We start from the raw sequence: 16,070 nt of genomic DNA, 5'->3' as shown, positions 1-16,070 counted from the left end.
CCAGCACCTACTGGCGGGAGAGTCCGGCCGGATCGATGGCGACCGGGAACGGGGCGTACAGGTGGGTGGTCGCGCCCGCGAGTGCGGTCGTCCGCTCCACGTACCGGCCGCCTTCCAGCTCGTAGACGATGAGCATGGGCGCGGGGTCGAACTCCAGGCACCAGAAATGCGGGATCGCGGCCTCGGCGTAGAGCATCGGCTTGAACTTGCGGTCCACAGTGCGGTTACCGGGTGAGACAAGCTCGACCACGAGCTGTACGCCCTCGGCTTCGACGCTGACGACCTCCTCGGCACTCGCGCCGGCGTCGGTCACCACGAGATCGGGGACCACGAGACCGGAGGGCAGGATGACATTGATGGCCTCCAGCACCTCGACCGGCGCGTTGGCTGCCTGGGCCGCCGCGTGGAGGATCATGGCGAGCCGGAGCGAGGCCCGCTGGTGCCGGATGCCGGAGACGGGGGACATAACGAGGGATTCCCCCAGCAGTTCGTAGCGGGTGGTGCGGTCTTCGGGCAGAGCCAGGACGTCCGCAACGGTCCAAGGCCCTGTGTGGTCGATGGCAACGCTCATTGCCCTTCTTCACCTCCTGCCCCGCCCGGAAGCCGCGGTGTGACCCGGCAGGCGGTACACGGCCAGCATACGGGTGCCCCACCCGCCGACATCAGGTTCATCCACCAGGAGCAGGCCCCGAACGCACGTCGTGAGCCATCCGCTCGTGGTGGCGTCGGCATGGGCCCGCACGCCACCACGAGCCGGCTTCGGCCGGTGGCCCGGGGCCTGTGCGATGGGCAGGCCCCGGGCCACCGGCCGCGTGTGCTCAGCCCTTGACGACCTCCAGCGCCGCGTCGCCGACGACCACGATCTCGTACGGCCGGTCCGCGTCGGCCGTGACCCGGAGCGTGCCGTCCTCGCGGACCACCTCGTACGTGGCGGCGGGGGCGCCCGTGAGGTCGGGGACGGTCACCGTGCGATGGAGGTCGCCGGTGCCCTCGGGGGCGTACACGCGCAGCTGGAGGTTGTCCGTCCAGTCGCCGTCGGGGCGGGAGGTGTCCGCGCCGAGCGGGAGGACCGCGCCGGGGCGGACCAGCAGCGGGAGGCTGTCGAAGCCGTAGGTGTCCCGGTGCCAGGCGGGGCCGGTGACGGTCTCGCCGGTGAGCAGGTGGGTCCAGGTGCCCTCGGGGACGTAGTACTCGACCTCGCCGTCCTCGCTGAAGACCGGGGCGACCAGGAGGTCCGGGCCGAGCATGTACTGCCGGTCGGCGGTGCGGGCGGCCGGGTCCTCCGGGAACTCCAGGAGCATCGGGCGCATGACGGGGATGCCGGTGCGGTGGGCCTCGACGGCGGCACCGTACAGGTAGGGCATGAGGCGGTGCTTCAGCTCGGTGAACCGCCGGGCGACCTCGACCGCCTCGTCGCCGAACTCCCACGGCACGCGGTACGAGGAGGAGCCGTGCAGCCGGCTGTGCGAGGAGAGCAGGCCGAAGGCGAGCCAGCGCTTGAAGACCGCCGGGTCCGGGGTGCCCTCGAAGCCGCCGATGTCATGGCTCCAGAACCCGAACCCGGACAGCGAGAGGGAGAGGCCGCCGCGCAGGGACTCCGCCATCGCCTCGAAGGAGGACCAGCAGTCGCCGCCCCAGTGCACGGGGAACTGCTGGCCGCCGGCCGTGGCGGACCGGGCGAAGAGGACGGCCTCGCCCTGGCCGCGCTCCTTCTCCAGGAGCTCGAAGACGGCCTTGTTGTACAGGTGCGTGTAGTAGTTGTGCATCCGCTCGGGGTCGGAGCCGTCGTGCCAGACGACGTCGGTGGGGATGCGCTCGCCGAAGTCGGTCTTGAAGCCGTCGACGCCCTGGTCGAGGAGCGTCTTCAGCTTGCCCTGGAACCAGGCGGTGGCCTCCGGGTTGCTGAAGTCCACCAGGGCCATGCCGGCCTGCCACATGTCCCACTGCCAGACGTCGCCGTCAGGGGTGCGGACGAAGTAGCCGTTCGCCGCGCCTTCCGCGTACAGGGGGCTCTTCTGCGCGATGTACGGGTTGATCCAGACGCAGATCTTCAGGCCCTTGTCCTTGAGGCGGGCGAGCATGCCGGCCGGGTCGGGGAAGGTCTGCGGGTCCCACTCGAAGTCGCACCACTGGTACTCGCGCATCCAGAAGCAGTCGAAGTGGAAGACGGAGAGCGGGATGCCGCGCTCGGCCATGCCGTCCACGAAGGAGGTGACGGTCGCCTCGTCGTAGGAGGTGGTGAACGAGGTGGTCAGCCACAGGCCGAAGGACCAGGCCGGCGGCAGGGCGGGGCGGCCGGTGAGCGCGGTGTAGCGGGCCAGCACCTCCTTGGGGGTGGGCCCGGCGACGACGAAGTACTCCAGCGTCTGGTCCTCGACGCTGAACTGCACCTGGCCGACCGCTTCGGAGCCCACCTCGAAGGAGACCCTGCCGGGGTGGTTGACGAAGACGCCGTAGCCGCGCGAGGAGAGGTAGAACGGGACGTTCTTGTACGCCTGCTCGCTGCTGGTGCCGCCGTCCGCCTGCCACATGTCGACGGCCTGGCCGTTCTTGACGTACGGGGTGAACCGTTCGCCGAGGCCGTGGATCGTCTCGCCGACGCCCAGCGCGAGCTGGGTGAGCATGTGGTGGCCGCCGTCGCCGGTCGTGGCGAAGGCGGTCCCCTTGCGTCCGGCGGCGGTCAGGAGCCGGCCGTCCGCGTCGAGGAATTCCAGGCCGAAGCCGCCGGTGGTGGCGAGCCGGAGGGTGAGCGGGCCGCTCGTCAGCTCGGCGGCGCCGCCGTGGTCCCGGGCGGTGGCCGAGGCGTCGCCGGTGGCGCCGGGCAGCTCGAAGTCGGGGCCCGGGTGACGCTTGCCCGCCAGGTGGGTGACGCGGACACCGATGACGCCTTCGGCGGGGGCGTACGCCTCCACGGTGATCAGGGGGGCGTTCAGCGTGTCGCCGCGCCGGGTCACGTGCTGGACCGCGGCGTAGGCGGTGAGCCGGCCGGCGTCGAGGCGGAGGTCGCGGAGCTCGGTGGCGTACGAGGCGTGGACACCGTCTCGCATCTGCCAGAAGCCGTCGGTGAACTTCATGGGGGGGTCCGTTCCTGTGGGTCCTGATTTTGATCGTACACAAAACAAATAATTGTTGAAGCGCTTCGACTCACTCGACAAAGGCTGTGAATCCGCCTGAATCAGGCCCTCGACACCCCTCGCGAGCGGGCATGTTGCCCCTGTGTGACGCGTATGTCACCAGGACGGTCTAGAAACGAGCGCTGACATGCCGTATTAGTACTGCCAGCAAACAAATCGGTCGGACGGCAGCGCAGCCGCCCGAGCCCTTGCCGACAAGAGGCAGCAGAATGTCGAACCGCTTCACCCCCGGGGTCGCCGTCCCGCTCACCGTCGTCTCCGCGCTGATCGGCGGCGTGGTCCTGTCCGGCTGCGGCCAGCAGCGGGACCCGGACGTGTACACCGTCCTGAACTCGTCGACCGACGAGTCCTACCACCGCTGGGACGCCCAGACCCTGGCCCGGTGCAGCAAGCAGCTCGGGGTGACCATCGAGCAGCAGAGCGTCCCGGCCTCGCAGGTGATGACCAAGGCGCTGCGGATGGCGTCGTCCAAGTCGCTGCCCGACGTGCTCCAGCTGGACGCCTCCGAGATGCCGACGTTCGCCGAGGCGGGCGGGCTGATCCCGCTGAAGGACCTCGGCCTGACCACGAAGGACATCCCCGAGGGGATCGTGAACTTCGGCTCGTACGAGGGGACGTACTACGGGGCCGCGCGCACCGTGAACACGCTGGCGCTGTTCTACAACAAGGACACGCTCGACAAGGCCGGCCTCAAGGTCCCCACCACCTGGGCCGAGATGCGGGAGACCGCGAAGGAGCTGACCCAGGGCAAGCGGTACGGCCTCGCGCTCAGCGCGGGCGGCGCCGAGGACGGCGTCTTCCAGTTCACCCCGTTCATGTGGTCCAACGGCGGCGACGAGACCAAGCTCGACAGCCCCGAGGTCGCCGGGGCGCTGGACTACTGGAAGAGCCTGCTGAAGGACGGCTCGCTCTCCAAGTCGACGGTCAACTGGACCCAGGCCGATGTGAACGACCAGTTCATGGCGGGCAACGCGGCGATGATGATCAACGGCCCGTGGCAGGTCGAGACCCTGAACTCCAAAAAGGGGCTGAACTGGGGCATCGCCCAGATCCCGGTCCCGAAGGCGGGCGACGACTCGGTGGGGCCGCTGGGCGGCGGCGTGCTGACCGTGCCCAACACCGGGGACAACGCGCGGGAGAAGATGTCCGCGAAGATCATCGGCTGCATGGCCGGCGAGCAGGAGCAGATCACCTACGCCATCAACAGCTGGATGGTCCCGGCCAACGCGAAGGCCGCCGCCGTGTGGCGTACGAAGGCGCCGGAGCTGGCGGCCCTCGCCGACCAGGTCGCCACGGCCCGCTCGCGCACCGCCAAGCTCGGCGCGCGGTGGTCGTCCGTCTCCCTCGCGCTGCAGAGCGCGTTCCAGTCCGCCCTGACCGGTGAGCCGAGCGAGACCGCCCTCAAACGGGCCCAGAAGCGCGCGACGAGCGGGAACTGAGGTATCCGAACCATGTCCACCACCACCGCTTCCGCAGCCGCGGGCCCCGCGCCCGTCGCGAAGAAGGCCGCGAAGCCGCCGAACCCTGCCCGTATCCGGGCCCGCAGGCGGCTCGCCCAGTGGGGCTTCATCGCCCCCGCCGTCATCTTCATGGCGCTCTTCTTCGGCTACCCGCTCGTCCGCAACATCGTGATGAGCTTCCAGGACTACTCGCCGTCCACGTTCTTCACGGGCAAGTCCCCGTTCAACGGGATGGACAACTGGAGCAACGTCTTCAACGACGAGCTCTTCGGCAAGGCCCTGTGGCACACCATCCTGTTCACGATCGGCTCCCTGGTCGGGCAGTTCTGCATCGGCCTGGGCCTCGCCGTCTTCTTCAGCCGCCGCTTCCCCCTCAACGGCATCCTGCGGTCGCTGATCCTGCTGCCGTGGCTGGTGCCGATGGTCGTCTCGGGTGTCGTCTGGCGGCGCATCCTCGACCAGGACACCGGCGTCCTCAACTCGTTCCTGGGCACGATCGGCGCCGGCGGCGACACCCCGTGGCTGACCAGCACGAGCATGGCGCTGGTCTCGGTGATCCTGGTGAACATCTGGATCGGCATCCCGTTCAACATGGTGATCCTCTACGGCGGCCTCCAGGAGGTCCCCAAGGAGCTGTACGAGGCCGCCTCGCTGGACGGCGCATCCGCCTGGCGGACGTTCCGCTCCATCACCCTGCCGATGCTGCGCCCGGTGATCACCGTCGTCCTGGTGCTCGGGTTCATGTCGACGGTGAAGATCCTCGACCTGATCCTCGCGCTCACCGACGGCGGCCCCGCCGACTCCACGCAGACCCTGGGCACCCTCACGTACCAGAACTCCTTCGTCCAGCTGGACTTCGGAGCCGGTGCCGTGGTCGGCAACATCCTGATCCTGATCTCCGCCGTCTTCGCGGTGTTCTACCTGCGGGCCAACCGCAACGAGGGGAAGTGACCGGCATGGCGAGCACTGCGCGTACCCCCGCCGCCCCCACCCGTCTCACCGGCCGGCCGAAGCGGCGCTGGGGCGCCATGGTCTTCGGCATCCTGGTGCTGTGCGTGATGCTGTTCCCGCTGTACTGGATGGTGAACACCGCGCTCCAGCCCGAGTCCGGGCTGCTGGAGGTCAACCCCTTCCCGCACAGCCTGGACCTGTCCGGCTTCCGCTCGGCCCTCACCGACCAGGGCGGCAACCTGCTGACCTCGCTGGCCGTCGCGCTCGGCGCGGTGGCCATCTGCCTGGCGATCTCGGCGCCCGCCGCCTACGGGCTCGCGCAGTTCAAGCTGCGCGGCACCAAGACCATCGTCTTCGGCACGCTGATCACCCAGATGGTGCCGGGCATCGTCATCGCCAACGCCCTGTACAGCGCGTACGTGGACCTCGGCCTGGTCAACTCCTACGCCGGTCTGATGCTGGCCGACGCCTCGCTCGGCATCCCGTTCGCGATCGTGCTGATGCGGTCGTTCATGGTCGCCATCCCGCGCGAGGTCATCGAGGCCGCCGAGGTCGACGGCGCCGGCCGCTTCCGTACGTTCGTGCGGGTCGTGCTCCCGATGAGCCGCAACTCCCTGATCACGGCGGGGCTGTTCTCGTTCCTGTACGCGTGGAGCGACTTCATGTTCGCGCTGACGCTGAACACCACCGACGACGTCAAGCCGATCACGCTGGGCATCTACCAGTACATCGGCGCCCACGTCGGCGACTGGGGCTCGGTGATGGCCGCGTCCGTGCTGTCCGCGATCCCCGCCGCGGTCCTGCTCGTCCTCTCCCAGAAGTACATCGCCGCCGGGATCACCGGCGGCTCGGTCAAGTGAGGGTTTCCATGACTGACTTCCCCGTGTTCCCGCCCGGCTTCGTCTTCGGCGCGGCCACGGCCTCGTACCAGATCGAGGGTGCCGCCGAGGAGGACGGCCGCGGCCCGTCGATCTGGGACACCTACAGCCACACACCCGGCAAGACGGACGGCGGTGACACGGGCGACATCGCCTGCGACCACTACCACCGCTACCGGGAGGACGTGGCGCTGCTGCGTGATCTGGGCGTCGGCTCGTACCGCTTCTCGATCGCCTGGTCCCGCATCCAGCCGGACGGCTCGGGCCCGGTCAATCCCAAGGGCCTGGACTTCTACTCCCGCCTCGTCGACGAACTCCTCGAAGCGGGCATCGAGCCGGCCGCCACCCTGTACCACTGGGACCTGCCCCAGGCCCTGGAGGACCGGGGCGGCTGGCGAGTACGGGAGACGGCCGAGCGGTTCGGCGAGTACACCGCGATCATGGCGGAGCACCTGGGCGACCGGGTGCCGCGCTGGATCACGCTGAACGAGCCGTGGTGCAGCGCGTTCCTCGGCTACTCCGTGGGCCGGCACGCGCCGGGCGCGAAGGAGGGGCGCGGCGCCCTGGCCGCCGCGCACCACCTGCTCGTCGGCCACGGCCTGGCGATGAAGGAACTGCGGGCGGCGGGCGTCCGGGAGGCGGGCATCACCCTCAACCTGGACCGCAACGTCCCGGCCACCGGGTCGGACGCCGACCTGGCGGCGGTGGTCCGCGCGGACACCCAGCACAACCTGGTGTGGACCGAGCCCATCCTGGCCGGCCGCTACCCGGCCACCGACGAGGAGACCTGGGGCGAGCTGATCACCGGGCAGGATTTCCGGCGCGAGGGCGACCTGGAGCTGATCTCCCAGCCGCTGGACTTCCTGGGCATCAACTACTACCGCCCGATCGTGGTCGCCGACGCCCCGCACCGCGAGCCGGACCCGGCGCTGCGAGTCGCCACCGACAACCGGTACGCCGAGACGGAGTACCCAGATGTGCGCAGGACCGCGATGGGCTGGCCGGTCGTCCCGGAGTCCTTCACCGACCTGCTGACCGCGCTGAAGGAGACCTACGGGGACGCCCTGCCGCCGGTGCACATCACGGAGAACGGCTCGGCGGAGCACGACACCGTGGAGCCGGACGGGTCGGTGCGCGACGCGGACCGCGTCGAGTATCTGCGTACACACCTGGCGGCGTTGCGGGCGGCGATGGACGCCGGCGTCGATGTGCGGGGCTACTACGTGTGGTCGCTGCTGGACAACTTCGAGTGGGCGCTCGGGTACGCGAAGCGGTTCGGCATCATCCGGGTCGACTACGAGACCCAGGAGCGCACGCCGAAGGACAGCTACCGCTGGTATCAGGGGCTGATCGCGGCCCACCGGGCCTGACCCCGGAAGGGCCGCGGACACGACAACGCCCTGCCCGCCGCGATGTGCGGCGGGCAGGGCGTTGTCGTGCGCGGTCGCTCAGGTGCGCCGTCGGGCCCACATGGGGGTGACGAAGGCGATGAGGACGGCGGCGACGCCGATCTGGAAGATGTGCCGGATCCAGTCGATGCCCCCGGTGTCACGCACGCCGAAGGCAGTGGCGAGAGCGTTGCCGGCGATGGCGCCGACGATACCGAGGAGGACGGTCAGCCACAGGGGGATGGGCTGACGGCCGGGGACGACCAGCTTGGCCAGCAGGCCGATGATGAGTCCCGCGATGATGGCCCACAGAAATGACACGACAACTCCTCTTCTTCCGCTGTCCTGAGAGTTTCGGGAAGCTAACGTCCGCTTGCCCGGCATGGGCCGGTGTACGCACACGGATTTTCGAACGCGGGTGGGTGCGACCCCGCAGCGACTCCGCAACGTCCGCATACCGGGGCGAAGATGCAGCGTTGGCCTCATTTCGCCAAACCCTTGGAGACGTGAGGGAGTCGTGAAAGGATCACCCTCAATTCCGTGGCGTGTCCCCGTATCCCGCGGCGCGTCACGCCTCGTCCCACCATCCATGGAGAACACACGTGGCCAAGATCTCTGGCCGTCGGACCGGGCGGGCCGCCGCCCGTCTCGCCGCCGCCGCGATAGCCGCGGCACTGGTCGGCACCGGCGCATCCGCCGCCTTCGCCGCCGAGCCGGGCGACGCGCCCCTGTTCGGTCTCGCCGGTCTCGACGGCTCCGGCAACTCGTACTACTACACCCCGAGCGGTGACGGCAGCCTCGAAACGCGCGTACCGCTCGACACCGGCTGGAAGGACGTCAAGTTCGTCGGCCGCGTCGACAACAACGCGGACAACATCGCGGACGGCCGCTGGCAGCTCGACACCAAGGGCGACATCTACTACTACGCCAACGACAACTCCGCGGCGAAGAAGATCGGTTACGGCTGGGGGATGTACAACACCCTGGTCTCCACCGGTCAGTTCGGCGGTGCCGAGGGCGGCGACCTGCTCGCCCGTGACACCAAGGGCGACGTCTACCTGTACCTGGGCTACGGCGACGGCACGGTCACCAAGCGCCTGAAGGTCGGCTACGGCTGGGACATCTACACCGACATCGCCGGCAACGGCGACCTGAACGGCGACGGCAAGGGCGACCTCGTCGCACGCGACAAGTCCGGTGTCCTGTGGCTGTACACGGGCACCGGCAACCAGAAGGACCCGTACGCCAAGCGCACCAAGATCGGCAGCGGCTGGAACCAGTACAACGCCATCTTCGCCGCCGGCGACCTCAACATGGACGGCACCACCGACCTGGTCGCGCGCAACGCCAAGGGCGAGCTGTACCTGTACCAAGGCACGGGCAACGCCGCGGCCCCGTACAAGCCGAAGGCCATCATCGGCACCTCGGGCTGGAACACGTACCGCCTCTTCTTCTGAGCAGAACCCCGCGGTTACAGACTCATGACGAAACGTGAAGGTTTCGCGCCCGAAATCGTGACACGATTCGGCTGAATCGGTGGCCCGCCGCCTCCGGGCGGCGGGCCACGTCCCACTTCACGATCCATGGAGTACTTGTGGCCAAAACCACTGGCCGGCACTACACACGCATAGCCGCTCGCGCGGCAGCCGCGGCGCTCACCGCCGCCCTCGTCGCCACCGGCACCTCCGCCGTGGCCGCGGACGCCCCGCAGCCGTCGCTCGGCGCGGCGACGGGTCAGCCGCCCGCCGCGCCCGCGAAGGCAGCTGCGGCGGTCACCCCGCACTTCTCGCTCTACGCCGTCAACTCCGCGGGCACCGCGTACGCGTACGGCCCGAACGGCAAGGGCGGGCTCACCTCCCGCGAGGTCTACGGCTCCGGCTGGCTCGGCGTTTCCGCGATGATGCAGGTCGACAACCAGGTCGACGGCAAGAGCGACGGTCTCTGGTTCCGTGAGACCAACGGAGACATGGGCTACCTGAAGTTCAGCTCGACGTCGATCAAGATCGGCAACGGCTGGAACATCTACAACAAGATCATCTCCCCCGGCCAGATCGGCGGAGCGGCAGCGGGCGACATGCTCGCCGTCGACACCAAGGGCGACCTCTACGTCTACCTCGGGTACGGCGACGGCAAGGTCACCAAGCGCATCAAGGCCGGCTACGGCTGGAACATCTACAGCGAGATCGCCGGCAACGGCGACCTGAACGGCGACGGCAAGAACGACGTCGTCGCGCGCGACAAGTCCGGCGTCCTGTGGCTGTACAAGGGCACCGGCGACCAGAAGGCGCCGTTCGCCAAGCGCACCCAGATCGGCAGCGGCTGGAACCAGTACGACCGCCTGGTCTCCACGGGTGACATCGACCAGGACGGCCGCACCGACCTCATCGCCCGCAAGGGCGGCGAGCTCTACCTGTACCAGGGCACCGGCAACGCCGCGGCCCCGTACAAGGCCAAGGTGAAGATCGGCACGAGCGGCTGGAACAGCTACAAGTTCCTGTTCTGAGCCGTCCGGTAGTTCCGGTGGTTCCTTGCGGAACGTGAGAGAGGGCCGCACCCCCGTCGCCGGGGATGCGGCCCTCTCGCTGTGTACTGCCGCGGATCCCTACTTGCGGATCAGGCTGCGGAGCACGTACTGCAGGATGCCGCCGTTGCGGTAGTAGTCCGCCTCACCGGGGGTGTCGATGCGGACGACGCCGTCGAACTCCACGCCGGTGTCGGTGGTGACCTTGACCGTGCGCGGGGTCGTGCCGTCGTTCAGCTCGGTGACGCCGGTGACCGAGAAGGTCTCCTCGCCGGTGAGGCCGAGGCTCTCGGCGGTCTGGCCCTCCGGGAACTGGAGCGGCAGGACGCCCATGCCGATGAGGTTCGAGCGGTGGATGCGCTCGTAGGACTCGGCGATGACGGCCTTGACGCCGAGGAGCGCGGTGCCCTTGGCCGCCCAGTCGCGGGACGAGCCGGAGCCGTACTCCTTGCCGGCCAGGATGACCAGCGGGGTGCCGGCGGCCTGGTAGTTCTGCGAGGCGTCGTAGATGAACGACACCGGGCCGTCCGCCTGGGTGAAGTCGCGGGTGTAGCCGCCCTCCGTGCCCGGCGCGATCTGGTTGCGCAGGCGGATGTTGGCGAACGTGCCGCGGATCATGACCTCGTGGTTGCCGCGGCGCGAACCGTAGGAGTTGAAGTCGCGGCGCTCGATGCCGTGCTCCGTGAGGTACTTGCCGGCCGGGGTGTCGGCCTTGATCGCACCGGCCGGGGAGATGTGGTCGGTGGTGACCGAGTCGCCCAGCTTGGCCAGGACCCGGGCGCCGGTGATGTCCTCGACCGGCGAGGTCTCCATGGTCATGCCCTCGAAGTACGGGGGCTTGCGCACGTAGGTGGACTCGGAGTCCCACTCGAAGGTGTCGCCGGTCGGGATCGACAGCGCCTGCCACTGGGCGTCGCCCGCGAAGACGTCCTGGTAGGACTTGTTGAACATGTCCTCGCCGATGGCGTTCGCCACGACGTCGTTGACCTCGGCCTCGGAGGGCCAGAGGTCCGCGAGGTGGACCGGCTTGCCGTCCTGGTCGACGCCGAGGGCGTCCTTGGTGATGTCGACCTTCATCGAACCGGCGATGGCGTACGCGACGACCAGCGGCGGGGACGCCAGGTAGTTCATCTTGACGTCGGGGTTGATCCGGCCCTCGAAGTTGCGGTTGCCGGAGAGGACCGAGGTCACGGCCAGGTCGTGCTCGTTGACCGCCTTGGAGACCTCCTCCGGCAGCGGGCCGGAGTTGCCGATGCAGGTGGTGCAGCCGTAGCCGACGAGGTTGAAGCCGACCTTGTCGAGGTACGGGGTCAGGCCCGCCTTGTCGAAGTAGTCGGTGACGACCTTCGAGCCCGGGGCGAGGGTGGTCTTCACCCACGGCTTGCGGGTCAGGCCCTTCTCGACCGCCTTCTTCGCCACGAGCGCGGCGGCGACCATGACGTACGGGTTCGAGGTGTTGGTGCAGGAGGTGATCGCGGCGACGGTGACCGCGCCGTGGTCCAGCTCGTACGTGGTGCCGTCGGGGGCGGTGACGGGGACCGGGTTCGTCGGGCCCGCGGCGCCGATGGCCGGGGAGTCGGAGGCCGGGAAGGACTCCTTGCCCGCCTCGTCCACGCAGTCCACGTAGTTGCGGACGTCCTGGGCGAACTGCGCCTTGGCGTTGGCGAGGACGATGCGGTCCTGCGGACGCTTCGGGCCGGCGATGGAGGGGACGACCGTGGAGAGGTCCAGCTCCAGCTTCTCGGAGAAGTCGGGCTCGGCGGACGGGTCCAGCCAGAGGCCCTGCTCCTTGGCGTACGCCTCGACGAGCGCGACCTGCTGCTCGTCTCGGCCGGTCAGGCGCAGGTACTTCAGCGTCTCGTCGTCGATCGGGAAGATCGCGGCGGTGGAGCCGAACTCCGGCGACATGTTGCCGATGGTGGCGCGGTTGGCCAGCGACGTGGCGGCGACGCCCTCACCGTAGAACTCCACGAACTTGCCGACGACGCCGTGCTTGCGGAGCATCTCGGTGATGGTCAGCACGAGGTCGGTGGCGGTGGTGCCGGCCGGGAGCTCGCCGGTCAGCTTGAAGCCGACGACGCGCGGGATGAGCATGGAGACCGGCTGGCCGAGCATCGCGGCCTCGGCCTCGATGCCGCCGACGCCCCAGCCCAGCACGCCGAGGCCGTTGACCATGGTGGTGTGCGAGTCGGTGCCGACGAGGGTGTCGGGGTACGCCTGGCCACCCCGCACCATGACCGTACGGGCCAGGTGCTCGATGTTGACCTGGTGGACGATGCCGGTGCCCGGGGGGACGACCTTGAACTCGTCGAAGGCGGTCTGGCCCCAGCGCAGGAACTGGTAGCGCTCCTTGTTGCGGCCGTACTCCAGCTCGACGTTCTGCGCGAACGCCTCGTTGGTGCCGAACTTGTCGGCGATGACGGAGTGGTCGATGACCAGCTCGGCCGGGGCCAGCGGGTTGATCTTCGCCGGGTCGCCGCCGAGCTCCTTGACGGCCTCACGCATGGTGGCGAGGTCCACGACACACGGCACACCGGTGAAGTCCTGCATGATCACACGGGCCGGCGTGAACTGGATCTCCTGGCTGGGCTGAGCCTGGGAGTCCCAGCCGCCGAGCGCCCGGATGTGGTCGGCCGTGATGTTCGCGCCGTCCTCCGTGCGGAGCAGGTTCTCCAGCAGCACCTTCAGGCTGTAGGGGAGGCGCGCGGAGCCCTCGACCTTGTCCAGCTTGAAGATCTCGTACGACTCGTCGCCCACGCGCAGCGTGCTGCGGGCGTCGAAGCTGTTCGCCGACACGACAGTCTCCTTCATCAATGTGCGCGTAACTCCGCGCCGCGCCTCACCACGGCGGGCGCCGCGTGGTGCCGCCTCGGACCACCGAGCCATCCGCTAAGGTAAGGCTTAGTTAGGTAACCCTTACCGCGCGGCAGCCCGCTGTGCGCCTTCGGCATATATCTCGATGTCGAGATAACTCTAGTACATGACCGCTGACGGGTCATGTCCGGGCGCCCTGATGCGCCGCGCATCCGCGCGTACTCACCGCACTCCCGTACGACTTCCCCGCCACATCCAGCACACCACTCTCACCCGAACGGCACACCCCCACGCGAGTGCCATCTCATATCTGAGATAGCCTGTCGGCATGTCAGATGACTACCTCGTACGTATCGGCAAGCTCATCCGTGACGCCCGTCAGCACCGGGGCTGGACGCAGAGCCAGCTTGCCGAGGCTCTCGGAACCAGCCAGAGCGCCGTGAACCGCATCGAGCGCGGCAATCAAAACATCAGCCTTGAGATGATCGCCCGCATCGGTGAAGCACTCGACAGCGAAATCGTCTCGCTCGGCTACGCCGGCCCGATGCATCTGCGTGTGGTCGGAGGGCGCCGGCTCTCCGGTGCCATCGACGTCAAGACCAGCAAGAACGCCTGCGTGGCGCTGCTCTGCGCCTCGCTGCTCAACAAGGGCCGTACGGTGCTGCGCCGGGTGGCCCGCATCGAGGAGGTCTACCGGCTCCTCGAAGTGCTCAACTCCATCGGTGTGCGCGCCCGCTGGATCAACGACGGCACCGACCTGGAGATCGTGCCGCCGGCCCGGCTGGACATGGACGCGATCGACGCGGACGCCGCCCGCCGCACACGCTCCATCATCATGTTCCTCGGCCCGCTCCTGCACCGCATGGACGCGTTCAAGCTGCCGTACGCGGGCGGCTGCGACCTCGGTACGCGGACGATCGAGCCGCACATGATCGCGCTGCGCCGCTTCGGCCTGGAGATCGCCGCGACCGAGGGCATCTACCACGCCCGGGTCGACCACTCCGTCACGCCCGGCCGCCCCATCGTGCTGACCGAGCGCGGCGACACCGTGACCGAGAACGCCCTGCTGGCCGCCGCCCGCCACGACGGCACCACGGTCATCCGCAACGCCTCCTCCAACTACATGGTCCAGGACCTCTGCTTCTTCCTGGAGGCGCTGGGCGTACGCGTGGACGGCGTCGGTACGACGACGCTCACCGTCCACGGCCTGCCCTCCATCGACGTGGACGTGGACTACTCCCCCTCCGAGGACCCGGTCGAGGCGATGAGCCTGCTGGCCGCCGCCGTCGTCACGGAGTCCGAGCTGACGATCCGCCGGGTCCCGATCGAGTTCCTGGAGATCGAGCTCGCGGTCCTGGAGGAGATGGGCGTCGACTGCGACCGCACCGCGGAGTACGCCGCCGACAACGGCCGCACCCGCCTGGTCGACCTGACGGTCCGCCCCTCCAAGCTGGAGGCGCCGATCGACAAGATCCACCCGATGCCGTTCCCCGGCCTCAACATCGACAACGTCCCGTTCTTCGCGGCCATCGCCGCCTCGGCCCACGGCCAGACCCTGATCCACGACTGGGTCTACGACAACCGCGCCATCTACCTCACCGACCTCAACCGCCTCGGCGGCCGCCTCCAACTCCTGGACCCGCACCGCGTCCTGGTCGAGGGTCCGACGAGGTGGCGCGCCGCCGAGATGATGTGCCCGCCGGCCCTGCGCCCGGCGGTGGTGGTCCTGCTCGCGATGATGGCGGCGGAGGGCACGTCGGTGCTGCGCAACGTGTACGTGATCAACCGCGGCTACGAGGAGCTGGCGGAGCGGCTGAACTCGGTGGGGGCGCAGATCGAGATCTTCCGGGATATTTAGGGAGCCTTAAGGAAAGGCATCGCCACACCCCTCCTGACCTGCACAAATGCAAGCCAAGGCGGGGTGTTACGGAATCTCTGGGAATTTCCTGGGACTTTGAACCAGGAGTGACGGCTTGCGAGCATCGCACTCTTCACATGATGAGTCATCGGAAACATGTCCGGATTCCCTCGGCCAGGAAAGTCGCAGGTCAGATCCTCTTTCTTACGCGTCGGAACCCCCTTCCGGGGACCGGAGCGTCATATGAGCGTCACGGCCGCGCCTCCACTGACGCCCTCTGGCCGACCGCGCCTGCCACGGTTGGCTGCATCGCGCACTCCGCTTGGCGGACGGGGCGGCCACTCGCCGTACCGCTGCCGCAGAGACGCCCTGGCGTAGGAATGAGCAGAGGCCGCACGTCGCCGTCCTCGTCCGCGACAGACGCTGCGAGCCTGTATCCTTTGCTGCGAAGTCCGGCGCGTACAACACTTCGAAACAGCGCCCGTCTCCCGAGCCACTCGGGGACGGGCGCTTTTTTTGTTGCCGGTCTCCGTATCGAGCCACGAGGATCCGCACTGTGAGCGACGACCCCTTTCACACCCACCTGCCGCGCAACCCGAAGGAGTTCGTAGCGTTCATACTGGTCATCGCAGTGATCTCGGTGAACACCATCCCGGTGGCGATCGGCGGTCTGACCGCCGGCTTCACCGTGGCCATGTGGACTGATCTGCTGCGGGTGATGCCGGTCCTGCTGGTCGCGGTCGTAGCCGTCGTGCTGCTGACGATGAAGCCCGCCCAGGTGCTCACCGCGCGGCTCGTGCGCCCGGGCGACAGCTTCCGCGCTCATATGATCTTGAACGCTTTGTGCAGCGTGCTGCTGATCTCCCTCGTGATGACGGTGGTCGGCACGTGGATCGGCACGCGGCAGGTCTCCACCGAGCCCCTCGATCAGTTCGCGTACCTGTGGCCGCGGAACTGCACCATCGCGTTCCTCGTCGAGGCGCTGCTCGCCCAGCCGTTCGCCCGGCAGGTCATGCGCCGCCATCACCAGCGCGTCGATGCCCGCGCCGCGCTCGCAGCGGCCTGA

12 protein-coding genes are annotated in these 16,070 nt (G+C 68.6%); 8 read left to right on the top strand and 4 right to left on the bottom strand.

The annotated features are described in order from the left end of the window. Positions 1 to 7 precede the first annotated feature (7 nt). Positions 8 to 571 (bottom strand): Uma2 family endonuclease, encoded by a 564-nt coding sequence (locus E6R18_RS12720; protein ID WP_168712337.1) that lies wholly within the window; start codon positions 569 to 571, stop codon positions 8 to 10. Positions 572 to 818: 247 nt separating this feature from the next. Further along, on the bottom strand, positions 819 to 3,074 hold the full coding sequence (yicI, locus tag E6R18_RS12715) for an alpha-xylosidase (RefSeq protein WP_136317001.1): 2,256 nt from the start codon (positions 3,072 to 3,074) through the stop codon (positions 819 to 821). Between the two features lie 269 nt (positions 3,075 to 3,343). Between yicI and E6R18_RS12710 the strand changes: the two genes are divergently transcribed. The 4 genes from E6R18_RS12710 to E6R18_RS12695 are packed head-to-tail and all read left to right on the top strand — an operon-like array spanning position 3,344 to position 7,793. Beyond that, positions 3,344 to 4,573, top strand: a complete 1,230-nt coding sequence (locus E6R18_RS12710) for a sugar ABC transporter substrate-binding protein (protein WP_136317000.1) — start codon at positions 3,344 to 3,346, stop codon at positions 4,571 to 4,573. A gap of 12 nt (positions 4,574 to 4,585) precedes the next feature. After that, positions 4,586 to 5,545, top strand: coding sequence for a sugar ABC transporter permease (locus tag E6R18_RS12705; RefSeq protein ID WP_136316999.1), 960 nt, complete (start codon positions 4,586 to 4,588; stop codon positions 5,543 to 5,545). 5 nt (positions 5,546 to 5,550) lie between these two features. After that, a complete protein-coding gene (locus E6R18_RS12700) occupies positions 5,551 to 6,405 on the top strand; it encodes a carbohydrate ABC transporter permease (protein WP_136316998.1) in 855 nt (284 codons plus the stop codon). An 8-nt stretch (positions 6,406 to 6,413) separates the two neighbouring features. After that, positions 6,414 to 7,793: a GH1 family beta-glucosidase gene (locus E6R18_RS12695; protein ID WP_136316997.1), complete on the top strand. Its 1,380-nt coding sequence runs from the start codon at positions 6,414 to 6,416 to the stop codon at positions 7,791 to 7,793. Between the two features lie 78 nt (positions 7,794 to 7,871). Here the strand turns inward: E6R18_RS12695 and E6R18_RS12690 are convergent, their stop codons facing one another. Continuing rightward, the gene (locus E6R18_RS12690) at positions 7,872 to 8,132 is read right to left on the bottom strand and encodes a GlsB/YeaQ/YmgE family stress response membrane protein (RefSeq protein ID WP_136316996.1); all 261 of its coding nucleotides are present in this window, start codon (positions 8,130 to 8,132) and stop codon (positions 7,872 to 7,874) included. 281 nt (positions 8,133 to 8,413) lie between these two features. Here E6R18_RS12690 and E6R18_RS12685 point away from each other — a divergent pair, with 281 nt between their 5' ends. After that, positions 8,414 to 9,268: a VCBS repeat-containing protein gene (locus E6R18_RS12685; protein WP_136316995.1), complete on the top strand. Its 855-nt coding sequence runs from the start codon at positions 8,414 to 8,416 to the stop codon at positions 9,266 to 9,268. Positions 9,269 to 9,405: 137 nt separating this feature from the next. Beyond that, complete coding sequence (locus tag E6R18_RS12680; protein ID WP_136316994.1) at positions 9,406 to 10,314, top strand: VCBS repeat-containing protein; 909 nt, start codon at positions 9,406 to 9,408, stop codon at positions 10,312 to 10,314. A gap of 99 nt (positions 10,315 to 10,413) precedes the next feature. On the opposite strand, the gene acnA is transcribed toward E6R18_RS12680, so the two are convergent. Then, the gene (gene acnA / locus E6R18_RS12675) at positions 10,414 to 13,128 is read right to left on the bottom strand and encodes an aconitate hydratase AcnA (protein ID WP_136316993.1); all 2,715 of its coding nucleotides are present in this window, start codon (positions 13,126 to 13,128) and stop codon (positions 10,414 to 10,416) included. A gap of 346 nt (positions 13,129 to 13,474) precedes the next feature. On the opposite strand from acnA, the gene E6R18_RS12670 reads away from it, so the two are divergent. Together E6R18_RS12670 and E6R18_RS12665 are read left to right on the top strand one after the other, a co-directional pair. Further along, a complete protein-coding gene (locus E6R18_RS12670) occupies positions 13,475 to 15,004 on the top strand; it encodes a UDP-N-acetylglucosamine 1-carboxyvinyltransferase (protein WP_136316992.1) in 1,530 nt (509 codons plus the stop codon). Positions 15,005 to 15,560: 556 nt separating this feature from the next. Next, complete coding sequence (locus E6R18_RS12665; protein WP_136316991.1) at positions 15,561 to 16,070, top strand: hypothetical protein; 510 nt, start codon at positions 15,561 to 15,563, stop codon at positions 16,068 to 16,070.

This window comes from Streptomyces sp. A1277 (assembly GCF_004795015.1).
Taxonomy (GTDB): Bacteria; Actinomycetota; Actinomycetes; order Streptomycetales; family Streptomycetaceae; genus Streptomyces.
The sequence above is the reverse complement of the archived record's forward strand: the minus strand, read 5'-3'. Positions and strand labels throughout refer to the sequence as shown.

Bases quoted from the DNA above. Each gene is read 5' to 3' on its own strand.
- E6R18_RS12720 (WP_168712337.1), bottom strand. From the start codon at position 571: ATGAGCGTTGCCATCGACCACACAGGGCCTTGGACCGTTGCGGACGTC.
- yicI (WP_136317001.1), bottom strand. From the start codon at position 3,074: ATGAAGTTCACCGACGGCTTCTGGCAGATGCGAGACGGTGTCCACGCC.
- E6R18_RS12710 (WP_136317000.1), top strand. From the start codon at position 3,344: ATGTCGAACCGCTTCACCCCCGGGGTCGCCGTCCCGCTCACCGTCGTC.
- E6R18_RS12705 (WP_136316999.1), top strand. From the start codon at position 4,586: ATGTCCACCACCACCGCTTCCGCAGCCGCGGGCCCCGCGCCCGTCGCG.
- E6R18_RS12700 (WP_136316998.1), top strand. From the start codon at position 5,551: ATGGCGAGCACTGCGCGTACCCCCGCCGCCCCCACCCGTCTCACCGGC.
- E6R18_RS12695 (WP_136316997.1), top strand. From the start codon at position 6,414: ATGACTGACTTCCCCGTGTTCCCGCCCGGCTTCGTCTTCGGCGCGGCC.
- E6R18_RS12670 (WP_136316992.1), top strand. From the start codon at position 13,475: ATGTCAGATGACTACCTCGTACGTATCGGCAAGCTCATCCGTGACGCC.